Below are 11,479 nucleotides of genomic sequence, written 5' to 3' on the forward strand. Positions count from 1 at the left end.
CACGGGGGCCTGACGGCAACTCCGGTGGTTTGCATAACAAAATAATGGTAATTTTAATTATATTCATATCCCCGGCGACTGTCAATCACCCGCCGCATGGCGACGCATTTCTTCCACTACCGCCCTAAATTCCGCCACCGACACGGTGCGATTGATCCGTTCCCGCAAGGCCGCCGAACCGTATAAGCCCCGTGTATACCACGACGCATGAGCCCGCATTTCGCGAATACCGATATATTCGCCTTTATACGCCACCAGGGCCTCTAAATGTGCCAGTATTTGAGTATATCGTTCCCATGCCGTCGGCGGTGCGGCCGTTTCTCCGGTCGTCAAATAGTGCGTAATCTGCGAAAAAATCCACGGATTTCCCTGCGCGGCCCGCGCCACCATAACGGCGGCGCAGCCGGTCTGCTGCAACATATCCCGCGCCGACGGTCCGTCTACGACATCACCGTTGCCGATGACGGGAATGGACACGGCTTGTACCGTATCGGCAATGACCCGCCAATCCGCCTTCCCGCTGTAAAAAGCTTCGCGCGTCCGCCCATGCACGGCAACCGCCGCCGCGCCCGCCGCTTCGGCCCGTTCGGCCAAAGCCGGCGCCACCACATGGGCGGCATCCCAGCCGGCACGCATTTTTACGGTCACCGGTATGGATACGGCCTGTACGACAGCGCGAATAATAGCTTCCGCCCGCGGCAAATCTTGTAATAACGCGGCGCCGGCACCGTTACGAACCACTTTTTTGACCGGACACCCCATATTAATATCGACCAAATCGGCGCCTGCCTCTTCCGCCGCCGCCGCCGCATAGGCCATGGAAGCGGGATCGGCGCCGAAAAGTTGTAACGATAGGGGATGCTCGTCTTTAGCAATTTGTAACATTTCTTGCGTATGTCCGTTGTGATATACCAAGCCCTTATCACTGACCATTTCTGTACAAACCAGCGCCGCACCGTGAGCTTTGGCAATGCGCCGATACGGCAAATCGCATACTCCGGCCATGGGTGCCAAAATAACCCGGGAGGCCAGCGGTACGGAACCGATCCGCAACGGCGCCTCAACAATTTCGTTCATATATACTTCGCAATCCTTCCAAGGTCAGTAAGGGTTCAACCACGTCAATGGACTTCGTCGCCGGAGCAATGACGACTGCCAGGCCGCCTGTAGCCACCACTTTGGCCTTCGCCCCCAATTCTTTATGCATGCAGGCAATTAAGCCGTCCACTTGCCCTACAAAACCGTAAAACACGCCGGCTTGCATGCTTTCCACCGTATTGCGGCAAATAACGCGATCGGTCCGCCGAATTTCTATGCGCGGTAATTTTGCCGTGCGTTGTACCAAGGCTTCCGTGGAAATACCGATGCCGGGGCAAATAGCGCCGCCTAAATAATTGCCTTTTTTATCGACGGCACAAAATGTCGTGGCCGTACCGAAATCAATAATAATGACGGGGCCGCCATATTTTTCATACGCGCCTACGGCATTGACAATGCGATCGGCGCCCACTTCCCGCGGATTATCGTATTTAATATCCATACCGGTCTTTACGCCGGGACCGATGACCAACGGCACTAGGCCGAAATACCGCTGGCACATCCGTTCCAACGTCGGCATAACCGGCGGCACGACGGAAGAGATAATAATATCTTTAATTTCTTTCGCATTGACGCCGTTTAAATAAAATAAATTGCGAATGAGTACCCCGTATTCATCGGTAGTCCGCAAACGATTCGTCGAAATACGCCAATGGTCTAATAATTTTTTACCTTGAAACACACCTAATACAATATTCGTGTTGCCCACGTCAATGACTAATAACATTTTTACGCTCCCTTAATGATGAAGTAGTTACGCCTACTATAATAGCAAAGTTTGGCAATCTTGAACAGACTTTGTTAAAAATTGCACAAAAAAAACAGCCTGTTCCTGCGGTGCAGGAAAGACTGTTTCCGACCTGTTAATTAGTTCTTCTCATTACCAAAGGACGCACATGCACATCGCCGGCCAAAACACGTTCCGTCCCCTTGTTCGTTTCTACCAATAAATTGCCGTCTTCATCCAACCCTACGGCCTTTCCTTTAAAAATCCGATCAATCGCCGACACTTCCACTTCCCGATTCATCATGCAGGATAAAACCTTCCATTCCTCTATAATGGGGGCAAAGCCGTTTTCCGAGACCGAAATATAATAGTGTTCCAATTCTTCCAGGACCGTCTTCAATATATCCGCGCGAAGCGCCTCCACATTTTCCATAGCAAAACTGGTAACAATACGTTTTAATTCTCGCGGCAACATTTTTTTCGTCAGCGAAACATTAATGCCGATACCCATGACAACATAATTTATTTTTTCCGCCGATGCATGTAATTCCGTTAAAATACCTACCACTTTTTTATCATGTACTAAAATGTCATTCGGCCACTTAATGCCGCACTCCGTCAAACCGCAACGATGCAACGCCTTAGTCACGGCAACAGCCGCCATTAACGTCAATTTCGATACTTCCATCGGCGAAAACGACGGCCGTAAAATAAGCGAAAACCAAAGCCCCTGTGCAAAAGGTGATAAAAAGGAACGATCCAGCCGCCCGCGTCCGCCGCGTTGTTCTTCCGCCAACACGACCGTTCCTTCCGGAGCACCGCTATCGGCTATCTTCTTGGCATACGTATTAGTGGAATCAATCTTTTCCAAGTAAATGAACTGTTTTCCGAAAAACTCGGTTTGCACCTGCGCCTTGATTTTTTCCGGCACAATCAGTTCCGGCGCTTCCCGTAAGCAATATCCTTTTTTCGTATAGGACTCAATCACATAGCCGCGCGCTTTGAGTACTTTAATATGTTTCCATACAGCGGTTCGTGAAATACCCAAGGCTTCCGAAATACGCTGACCCGATACAAATTCCCCTTCATGTGCCGTCAAATAATCCAAAATGTCCTGTCTCATTCTTTCACCTCTACTATACCTGCATTTATCATAACGATGACCGCCTGCGGTCGCTGTACTCTCTGACCCTCTATACTACTGTAAAATTGTAGCATATTTAATAATTATGTCAATACTGTTATCAAAGTCGCAATATCGTGTAAGCATTTTTTACGTATTATATGTGACCATTTCCATATGCTCTTATAACTCATATATATTTTATATAATATTTATTCACACTCGCTTTACAATATCCCCTTTTTCATCCTTTGTATCTTCCTAAAAGTTATAAAAAAAACACTGCGGTATATGCCGCAGTGTTTTCACTTATTTCTTCGTATCGGAAGATTCAGGATTGCCCCACGGGCTGACAGCTTCCGCCTTTTCCGAAGTTTCGGTCTGTGCCGGCGGGGCAACGTTTTCTTGTACGTCCTCTTCACCTGCAGTTATCGCCGTTTCTTCCGGGGCTGTCAACGTCCCGTATTTTACTAAATTATCCACTTGTTTCCGATCAATAGTTTCCACTTCTATCAACGCATCGGACATATGTTTCAACGTATCCATATGTTCACGCAACATACGCAATACATCGTCATAGGCGGTCGTCACGATTTCATGCATTTCCCGGTCAATCAGTTCCGCCACGCCTTCCCCGTAATTACGTTCGTGTCCCAAATTTTTACCCAAGAATACCTGTTCCTGTTGTTCGCCGAAAATCATGGGGCCCAATTTCGGACTCATTCCCAACCGGGTAATCATTTGTCGTACAATCCGTGTGACATTCTGCAAATCGCCGGATGCGCCGCTGCTGATTTCGTTAAAATAGACTTCTTCAGCCGCCCGTCCTCCCAAGGCGACACGAATTTGCGCCAAGTAGTACGATTTCGTTTCATACGAACGATCTTCTTCCGGAAGCATCATCGTATACCCGCCGGCACGGCCGCGCGGAATAATCGTAACTTTATGTACCGGATCGGCTTCGGGCAACAAGTAAGCAATGAGCGCATGCCCCGATTCATGTACGGCGGTCAAACGTTTTTCTTTATCGCTGATCACATGACTGCGTCGTTCCGGTCCGAAGCAAACCTTTTCGCTGGCTTCTTCCAATTCCGGCATGTTGATAATCCGTTTATCGGCACGCGCCGCCAATAAGGCGGCTTCATTCAACAAGTTTCCCAAATCGGCGCCGGTAAAGCCGGGCGTCTTTTTGGCAATAATCCCGAGATCCACATCTTTTCCCAAAGGCTTGCCTTTGGCATGCACTTCCAAAATGGCTTTTCGGCCGCGCAAGTCCGGCCGATCGACCGTGATTTGCCGGTCAAACCGTCCGGGACGCAACAAGGCGGGATCGAGAATATCCGGGCGGTTCGTAGCGGCAATGGTAATAATACCTTCATTGGCGCCGAACCCGTCCATTTCCACCAACAGTTGGTTCAAGGTCTGTTCCCGTTCATCATGTCCGCCGCCCAACCCGGCACCGCGCTGACGGCCGACGGCATCAATTTCATCAATAAAGACGATGCAGGGCGCATTCTTTTTCGCTTGTAAAAAGAGATCCCGCACGCGGGAAGCGCCGACACCGACAAACATTTCCACAAAATCGGAACCGCTAATACTGAAGAAGGGAACGCCCGCTTCTCCGGCTACAGCACGCGCCAATAAAGTTTTCCCTGTCCCGGGCGGTCCGAACAGCAAGACCCCCTTGGGAATTTTCGCACCAATATCATTGTATTTTCCGGGATTACGCAAAAATTCCACCAATTCCGATAATTCTTCTTTGGCTTCATCTTCGCCGGCCACATCTTTAAAGGAAACTTTAATCTTCCCTTCGCCATGCAGCTTCGCATGACTTTTCCCGAAGTTCATAATTCGACCGCCGCCGCCCTGCGTTTGCTGCATAATAAAGAACCATACGCCGATGAGAATTAAAATCGGCAATACAGAGCTCAATAAACTCATCCACCATGACGGTTGTTTCGGCGGCTTCGCCACGACATTGACATCGGCATTCCGCAAATCCGACATTAGAGCAGCATCTGTGGGCGCATAAGATGAAAAAGAAGTGCCATCCTTTAATTGTCCTGAAATGGAATGGTCATCCGTAATTTGAACGGCATCCACTTTTTTCTGATGCACCTGGTTCAAAAAATTAGTATACGATATTTCCGATTTATCGACGTGATTCGTAGTGACGGCGTCAATAATCGTTACGGCTACTACAATAATCAAGAGATTTAACCCTACGTTACGCACAAATTTACTCAACATACTGCTCCTTTCGCATAATTTATCAAATTCTTAAGAATTCGACTCATATGTGCTTATCTTACCACAATTCTTAAAAAGCAACAACACCTCCTGTCCGGGATAGATGTTATGCCTGATACACGTTTTCTTTTAATACGCCGATATACGGCAGGTTCCGATATAAGCCTGCATAATCCAGGCCGTAGCCGACAACAAACGCATCGGGTATTTCAAAGCCGTTATACGTCACGGGCACTTCCACTTGTCGCCGTGACGGTTTACTCAATAAAGTGGCCAATTTTACGGAACGGGCACCCCGTTCTTGCAACAGCGGCACCAAATGGCTTAACGTCACGCCCGTATCAATAATATCTTCCACTACCAGCAAATCTTTACCGCGCACGTCTGTATCCAGATCTTTGCGAATCGTTAACGAACCGCTGGAAGTCGTGCCGTCGCCGTAACTGGAACAACTCATAAAATCAAATTGTACGGGGGCTTCTATCGTCCGTGCCAAATCGGTAAAAAAGGTCACCGCCCCTTTTAAAATACCGCACAAAACAACCGGTTTCCCCGCATAATCCCGGGTAATGGCCCGCCCTAATTCCTGTACACGTTGTTTGATTTGTGCTTCTGTAAATAAAATTTCTTTAATATCCTGATGCATATTCAGTTCCTCCCAGCAAGGTAATAATCCCGATTCGTTTCGTTTCCGCCTGCACGGCAAGGGTCGGGCACGCCCCCCGGCCGGCAAGCCACACTACCAGATTGCCCTGACAAAGTAAAGGAAGCGTTGCCCGCTGTGCCGGCATAAGATGTTGTGCTGTAAAAATTTTTTTCAACGCTGTCGTATGGTCTTTACCAAGCCAGCGATCTCCCGGTCGACGACAGCGTAACACCGTGTCCGGCGACAACCGATCATAATCGATCAGCCATTGATTCGGCGCCGGTTTCACCGGCTTCGTCGTGACCTGCAATTGCAGTCGCCATGCTCCCAGCCTATATACTTGCGGAGTTCCGAAGGGAAGCGCGGCGGCAATTTCCGCCGTTCGGGATACAGGCGGCCGTGCAGTGCAAACCAACGCCTCATACGTACGTTGTACGTAAAACGCCCGCATGGCGAATCGTTTTCCCGGTTCTTTATCCAGCAAGTGCCGCACCGTCTCGACCTGTTCCAACGAAAGCCCCGTCATATGTCCCGTCAGCGCTTCGTACGCCCGACGTATAAGCCGGCGCTGCAAAGCCGTCGGCTGTTCTGCAAGACGTGTTTTCGATAAAACAATCCCTTCCGCCCGTACCTGTGCCGTCCGCCGATACGCCTCTTCCGTTTGTTGCCGCAGTACGTCATCTTCCGCCTGCACTACCGCGGCCAGTCGATTCAAATCGGCAATAATCGCCGGATTCAGTTGTGCCAGGAACGGCAAGTATTGAAGACGTAATTTATTGCGCGTGCAATGCAATTCATCATTGGTTTCATCATGACAAGGGTGTAAGTGCCGTCTTGCCGCATAGTCCGTAATTTCCGCCCGTGTTACACATAAAAAAGGACGAATAATTTTCTCCCGTCGGGGACGCATGCCGGCCAATCCTGTCAACCCGCTCCCCCGCACCAAATGCCAGAGAACGGTTTCCGCCTGATCATTTTGGTGGTGTGCCACCGCAATGGACTGTGCCCGTATTTGCCGCTGTACGTCACGCAACAGCCGATACCGTTCTTCCCGCGCCGCCGTTTCCAACGATTGCTTGCGCCGTCGCGCCAAGGCCGGCACTGCCGTGCGGCGTATATAGCAGGGGCAGCCGCGTGCCGCCGCGGCTTGTTGCACCCGGCGTTCTTCATCGAACGCCGCCGTCCGTATACCGTGGTTAATATAGGCCACCGCAACTTCTATGTGCAGACGCTCCCGACAACGGGCAAGTACATCCAATAAAGCCAGCGAATCGGGGCCTCCCGAACAGGCCGCCAGCACGAGATCCCCGTCATGCACCAACCCGTGTTCCCGACAAAACGCCGCAACGCGCCCGATCATTTCGTACCTGCGCCGGCACCGCCGCGCCATGCCGCATCATGAAACGAATGGCGATAAAAGACGCCCTCCATTAAATCGCGTTCACTGGCCTGTATACCGGGTAAACCGTAATGACATAAAAAAGACCAGAGAATCACCAATCCCGGCACAATAATTTCACTGCGATCGGCAGGCAGCCCGCGTACATGCCGCCGTTCTTCCGCCCCCATGCGATCCAGTCGCTGAATTAAAGCGGTCAACTTTTCCAATCCTATATAATACCCTTGTACTTGCTGCGGATCATACACGGTCAATCCCAATTCGACGGCTGCCGCCGCCGTAATCGTACCGCCCATACCGATCACCGTTTCCGCCTGTAACGGCATAGCCAGCCATTGTTTCTCACACCGGGAGACCAGGTCGTCCAAAGACAGTCCTTCCCGTTCCCGCTGCTCTTGTAAACGCACGGCGCCGACAGGATAACTATGCGACCAATGCACGTCGCCCCGCATACCCGAAGCGACTTCGCTGCTGCCGCCGCCGATATCCACCGTAAGCACACACTGCTGTGCCGGCAGCTCCGCCGTCACCCCGCAAAATCCCAAGGACGCCTCTTCCCAACCGGTAATGGCGCGACAATGCCAGCCGAAACGGGCACGTACTTCCGCCAAAAACGCTTTGCCGTCCTTGGCTTCCCGTACGGCACTGGTCGCCACCACGCAAACCGGCACCTGCGCCAACCGGGAACGCCAACGTTCCAATACGGCAAAAGACGCCTGCATCCCCGCCTCGGACAACCGTCCGGTTTGCTCCGCATGAAGTCCCAGCCGCGTGGTCTCCACCTGTTTGGGAGAAAGCACCCAACGATCGCGACTCTCATCTTTCCAACCCGTCATGAGTCGCAACGAGTTCGTCCCCATATCAATGACCGCATATTCTTGTTTTGTCATGATTTATCTCCTCTAGTATCCTCGTGCGAATGAAAAACAAAAAGAGCATCCCGGTGGGAATACTCTTTTTTCTGCCCCAATCTTTCTCATCCGAAATCAATCAGCATGCCGTGCACCGCGGCCACCGCGCTTCGATTCAGTATTGCGTTTCAAATCCATGAGACGTTCGTCGCTTTCTTTGAGAAATTTACTGAGTCGATCCTCAAACGAGGCGGAAGAAGCCGTACGACGATTGTCAAACCCGCTATGCTGCCGAAATTCACGATGCGGACGAAATTCCTTTTTTTCCGGCATCGGTTGCGCCTGTTTAATGGATAAGGCAATTTTTCCCTTATCATCAACCGCCAAGACTTTGACCTTTACTACATCTTGCACTTTCAAAAAATCGTGAACATCTTTTACATATTCATTGGCTACTTCTGAAATATGAATCAGCCCCACCTTTTTATCGGGAAGCTCTACAAATGCCCCGAATTTCGTAATCCCTGTCACAGTGCCTTCCAACACCTTGCCTGCTTCGATTATCATGCTGACGTATATTCCTCCTTGTATGCTCCGCATTATTGCTGAAGCGTATAACGCTATTATAATAAAAAGCCCTGAAAAATTCAATAAAAATTGCCTATTTTACTGATTTTTACAGTAATTATCGTTTATAAGGAATTTCTCCCGGTTTGGCCAACCCGAATTGTCGCCGCGCTTCTTTGACAACTTCCTCCGGATCTTCCAGACGGGCTTTTTGTTGTTTCAACACCGTGTTTTCCTGTTGGAGTTGTTGTTTTTGCTGCATCGTCTGCCGCATATTATCATGAATTCTCCATAACTCCGCCCCGCGATATGCCAAAAAGAAGAGTCCCGCCAAAATAATCACCGCACGTAGCAGGCGATACATGGGAAAAATACGATATGTCGTTTTACCGTGCCGTCCGTTCCGCCGACGAAGCCGACGTTGCGGCCGTCTGTGCCGCTGCTCTTGGGGTACCATGTCCAGCCTCCTCTTTTATTCGTATCACGTATAGTATACCGTTATTTTTATAAGATAGAAAGTCTCTTGCCCAAATTTATAGGAAAAGTGATGACTTTTTTCCGCTTCCTTCTTATAATGAAGAAGAGAAAGTAATTTTGTAAAAGAAAGAAGGATGTTGTATGTCCTATGAAAAAGTAACCGCATCGGTTCAAGCCCGCTTACGACAAATTGTCGGCGCCGCCTATGTCCTGACGGAACGGGAAAAGATGCTGCCATATAGTCATGATGAAGTGACGGATCCCTCCTATCACCACCTCCCCGAAGCGGTGGTGCTGCCGGCCTCGGCGGACGAAACGGCCGCCGTAGTAAAATTGGCCAATACCTGTCACATTCCCGTCGTTCCCCGCGGCGGCGGCACGGGATTGGCCTGTGGCGCCGTCCCCATCTATGGCGGTATCGTTCTCAGTACGGAACGATTGAATCATATTTGTGAAATCCGTCCGGACGGCCTGTACGCCGTCGTCGAAGCGGGGGTGCGTACTGCCGATTTGCAAGCCGCCGCGGAAGCCCGCGGCCTGTTCTATGCCGGCGATCCGTGCAGCGGCGATTCTTGCTGCATAGGCGGTAACATCGCCACCAATGCCGGCGGTAATCGTGCCGTCAAATACGGTACCACCCGCCATCAAATTTACGCCCTGCAAATCGTCAATCCTACCGGTCATATTCTGTCTGTCGGGGCGCCTTTACGTAAACAATCTACCGGCTATTGTTTGGAACAGCTGCTGGCCGGATCGGAAGGCACCTTGGGTATTATTACGCAAGCCACACTTAAACTCTTCCCCAAACCGCCCTATTGTTCGGATATACTGGCGGTTTTCCCTACCGCCGAAGCGGCCGTCACGCTGGCCTCGACACTTTTACAAAAGGGAATCCTGCCGACCTGTGTGGAATTTTTGGATCAAACCACCCTGCACGCCATCGCCGACTTTTTGCAAGAACCCTTGCCGGGACAAGCAGACGGACATTATGTCATTATTGAAATGGAAAGTGCCGATGAAGACGAACGCGATCGTCATCTGTTACAACTGGACGAATATTGTCGTGCCGGCGGTGCTTCCCAAGTCTTATTGGCCGAGTATAAAAAAATTTGGCATTTACGCAAATCCTTTGCCGAAGCCGTGCGCGCCGAAAGCCTTTGCGTCAGCAAAGAAGACGTGGTAGTCCCGATTGAACGGGAAGCGGAACTGCTACAAAAAATCGCCGCCACAACCGCCCGTTACCGCTTGACCGTCCGACTGGCCGCCCATGCCGGCGACGGCAATCTGCATCTCAATATTCTCAAACCGCCCGCCGAAGACTACGACGCTTGGCAACGCCGTGTCCAAGCCCATCAGCAGGAATTATATACCTATATTTATCAGTTGGGCGGACGCCTTTCGGGAGAACACGGCATCGGCTATAAACGTAAACAGTTAATGAAAAAATTCACAAATCCCGAAGAATTGGCCATGATGAAAGCCATCAAACAGGCCTGGGATCCGAATAACATTTTAAATCCGGGAAAAATTTTCGATCTGCCGTAAGATCTTCCGGTATTTATACTTTACAACAGTATATTCTTGACGTGCATAAACCGCTGCCGCTGTCCCGGCCCCTCTTTAGAACCGAAATACAGCCACGTGACCGTCCGACGGTCACTCATGCCGGCGGCGGGCGAGTTGTCGCCGTCGACTACGCTACCCGGCACGAATAATATACTTATAGTTATCCGTCGGACAAACACCTTTCAGGATCCCCCGGAATCGACGATACACGCCGACAAGTCAAAAAAATGCACGGCTCCCGCAACAGCGGCCATGAGGAAAGCCGACAAACAGGCCCGAGATCCGGAGAAAATGTTCCTTCTTCTGTAAGGTTTTCTGTTCTTTGTACTTTACAAGAACATATTCTTGATGTATTATATAGCCATATATTGAATATACAATCTTCAGGGCAGGGTGTAATTCCCGACCGGCGGTATAGTCCGCGAACGCTACGGCGTACGATTTGGTGTAATTCCAAAACCGACAGTATAGTCTGGATGAAAGAAGATGTATACCTATTCTTTTGGTTGCATAAAAAAAGCCCTGAAACTGTCATTCAGTTCGGGGCTTTTCTTAGTGTATCGCTTCTTATCACTACGTACCCCGCTAAACCCAAAGGAGGATATCATTTATGACAACCCAAAAACGACCTTTCCATACCGTTGAAGAAGCCTTGGAAGAGCTGCGTGCAGGACATCTGATTATCGTCACCGATGATCCGGATCGGGAAAATGAAGGCGATCTCATCTGCGCGGCTCAATTCTGTACGACTGAAAATATGAATTTTATGGCCACC

At 50.2% G+C, this 11,479-nt stretch carries 12 protein-coding genes and 1 riboswitch; of the genes, 2 read left to right on the forward strand and 10 right to left on the reverse strand.

What is annotated here, in order from left to right:
- Positions 1-81 precede the first annotated feature (81 nt).
- The 9 genes from dusB to HMPREF1039_RS05660 all read right to left on the reverse strand — a co-directional run bounded on the left by dusB (position 82) and on the right by HMPREF1039_RS05660 (position 9,118).
- Complete coding sequence (gene dusB / locus HMPREF1039_RS05620) at positions 82-1,077, reverse strand: tRNA dihydrouridine synthase DusB (RefSeq protein ID WP_007391455.1); 996 nt, start codon at positions 1,075-1,077, stop codon at positions 82-84.
- Positions 1,061-1,825, reverse strand: a complete 765-nt coding sequence (locus tag HMPREF1039_RS05625) for a type III pantothenate kinase (protein WP_007391422.1) — start codon at positions 1,823-1,825, stop codon at positions 1,061-1,063. Before HMPREF1039_RS05625 ends, dusB begins: the two co-directional genes overlap by 17 nt.
- A 136-nt stretch (positions 1,826-1,961) precedes the next feature.
- On the reverse strand, positions 1,962-2,948 hold the full coding sequence (locus HMPREF1039_RS05630) for a biotin--[acetyl-CoA-carboxylase] ligase (RefSeq protein WP_007391426.1): 987 nt from the start codon (positions 2,946-2,948) through the stop codon (positions 1,962-1,964).
- A 309-nt stretch (positions 2,949-3,257) separates the two neighbouring features.
- The gene (ftsH, locus tag HMPREF1039_RS05635; RefSeq protein ID WP_007391457.1) at positions 3,258-5,198 is read right to left on the reverse strand and encodes an ATP-dependent zinc metalloprotease FtsH; all 1,941 of its coding nucleotides are present in this window, start codon (positions 5,196-5,198) and stop codon (positions 3,258-3,260) included.
- Between the two features lie 106 nt (positions 5,199-5,304).
- On the reverse strand, positions 5,305-5,844 hold the full coding sequence (gene hpt / locus HMPREF1039_RS05640; protein ID WP_007391418.1) for a hypoxanthine phosphoribosyltransferase: 540 nt from the start codon (positions 5,842-5,844) through the stop codon (positions 5,305-5,307).
- Positions 5,828-7,204 (reverse strand): tRNA lysidine(34) synthetase TilS, encoded by a 1,377-nt coding sequence (gene tilS / locus HMPREF1039_RS05645; RefSeq protein ID WP_007391411.1) that lies wholly within the window; start codon positions 7,202-7,204, stop codon positions 5,828-5,830. The genes hpt and tilS overlap by 17 nt, the downstream gene beginning before the upstream one ends.
- Positions 7,201-8,133, reverse strand: a complete 933-nt coding sequence (locus HMPREF1039_RS05650; protein ID WP_007391456.1) for a Ppx/GppA phosphatase family protein — start codon at positions 8,131-8,133, stop codon at positions 7,201-7,203. The genes tilS and HMPREF1039_RS05650 overlap by 4 nt, the downstream gene beginning before the upstream one ends.
- A 96-nt stretch (positions 8,134-8,229) precedes the next feature.
- Positions 8,230-8,661, reverse strand: coding sequence for a S1 domain-containing RNA-binding protein (locus tag HMPREF1039_RS05655; protein ID WP_007391450.1), 432 nt, complete (start codon positions 8,659-8,661; stop codon positions 8,230-8,232).
- Positions 8,662-8,779: 118 nt separating this feature from the next.
- On the reverse strand, positions 8,780-9,118 hold the full coding sequence (locus HMPREF1039_RS05660) for an FtsB family cell division protein (RefSeq protein ID WP_007391447.1): 339 nt from the start codon (positions 9,116-9,118) through the stop codon (positions 8,780-8,782).
- 161 nt (positions 9,119-9,279) lie between these two features.
- Between HMPREF1039_RS05660 and HMPREF1039_RS05665 the strand changes: the two genes are divergently transcribed.
- Positions 9,280-10,683 carry an FAD-binding oxidoreductase gene (locus tag HMPREF1039_RS05665; RefSeq protein ID WP_007391446.1) on the forward strand — a complete coding sequence of 468 codons (1,404 nt, stop codon included), beginning with the start codon at positions 9,280-9,282 and terminating at the stop codon, positions 10,681-10,683.
- A gap of 20 nt (positions 10,684-10,703) precedes the next feature.
- Here HMPREF1039_RS05665 and HMPREF1039_RS08285 read toward each other — a convergent pair whose 3' ends face one another.
- Entirely contained in the window at positions 10,704-10,847 is a 144-nt protein-coding gene (locus HMPREF1039_RS08285; RefSeq protein ID WP_007391444.1) for a hypothetical protein, read from the reverse strand.
- A 232-nt stretch (positions 10,848-11,079) separates the two neighbouring features.
- Positions 11,080-11,196, forward strand: a riboswitch (FMN riboswitch).
- A gap of 118 nt (positions 11,197-11,314) precedes the next feature.
- Between HMPREF1039_RS08285 and HMPREF1039_RS05670 the strand changes: the two genes are divergently transcribed.
- On the forward strand, positions 11,315-11,479 hold a 165-nt coding region (locus tag HMPREF1039_RS05670), incomplete at its 3' end, for a 3,4-dihydroxy-2-butanone-4-phosphate synthase (protein ID WP_007391410.1).

This window comes from Megasphaera lornae, from assembly GCF_000214495.1.
Taxonomy (GTDB): Bacteria; Bacillota; Negativicutes; order Veillonellales; family Megasphaeraceae; genus Megasphaera; species Megasphaera lornae.

Excerpts from the sequence above, each read along its gene's own strand:
- dusB (WP_007391455.1), bottom strand. The coding sequence starts at position 1,077 with ATGAACGAAATTGTTGAGGCGCCGTTGCGGATCGGTTCCGTACCGCTG.
- HMPREF1039_RS05625 (WP_007391422.1), bottom strand. The coding sequence starts at position 1,825 with ATGTTATTAGTCATTGACGTGGGCAACACGAATATTGTATTAGGTGTG.
- HMPREF1039_RS05630 (WP_007391426.1), bottom strand. The coding sequence starts at position 2,948 with ATGAGACAGGACATTTTGGATTATTTGACGGCACATGAAGGGGAATTT.
- ftsH (WP_007391457.1), bottom strand. The coding sequence starts at position 5,198 with ATGTTGAGTAAATTTGTGCGTAACGTAGGGTTAAATCTCTTGATTATT.
- hpt (WP_007391418.1), bottom strand. The coding sequence starts at position 5,844 with ATGCATCAGGATATTAAAGAAATTTTATTTACAGAAGCACAAATCAAA.
- tilS (WP_007391411.1), bottom strand. The coding sequence starts at position 7,204 with ATGATCGGGCGCGTTGCGGCGTTTTGTCGGGAACACGGGTTGGTGCAT.
- HMPREF1039_RS05650 (WP_007391456.1), bottom strand. The coding sequence starts at position 8,133 with ATGACAAAACAAGAATATGCGGTCATTGATATGGGGACGAACTCGTTG.
- HMPREF1039_RS05655 (WP_007391450.1), bottom strand. The coding sequence starts at position 8,661 with ATGATAATCGAAGCAGGCAAGGTGTTGGAAGGCACTGTGACAGGGATT.
- HMPREF1039_RS05660 (WP_007391447.1), bottom strand. The coding sequence starts at position 9,118 with ATGGTACCCCAAGAGCAGCGGCACAGACGGCCGCAACGTCGGCTTCGT.
- HMPREF1039_RS05665 (WP_007391446.1), top strand. The coding sequence starts at position 9,280 with ATGTCCTATGAAAAAGTAACCGCATCGGTTCAAGCCCGCTTACGACAA.